Source organism: Streptomyces xanthophaeus, from assembly GCF_000725805.1.
Classification (GTDB): Bacteria; Actinomycetota; Actinomycetes; order Streptomycetales; family Streptomycetaceae; genus Streptomyces; species Streptomyces xanthophaeus.
Genome location: NZ_JOFT01000148.1, coordinates 1 through 258, shown reverse-complemented (window position 1 = coordinate 258; position 258 = coordinate 1). Strand labels below are relative to the sequence as shown.

Here is a 258-nt window from a genome sequence, read left to right as displayed (position 1 = left end):
GAGCGGCTGCTGGTGCACGCGGCGGCCGGTGGCGTGGGTATGGCTGCGGTGCAGTTGGCCCGGCACTGGGGCGTCGAGGTCCTGGCGACGGCGAGTGAGCCGAAGTGGGACGCGGTGCGGGGTCTCGGTGTGGAGGACGGCCTGATCGCGTCCTCGCGTGACCTGTCGTTCCGGGAGAAGTTCCTGGAGGCGACCGACGGTGCGGGTGTGGACGTCGTGCTCAACGCCCTGGCGGGCGGGTTCATCGACGCCTCGCTG

1 protein-coding gene is annotated in these 258 nt (G+C 71.7%); it reads left to right on the top strand.

The window, feature by feature from the left end; translation table 11 throughout:
- A partial coding sequence (locus IO30_RS41140; RefSeq protein ID WP_037895570.1) for a zinc-binding dehydrogenase occupies positions 1 to 258 on the top strand: 258 nt, incomplete at both ends.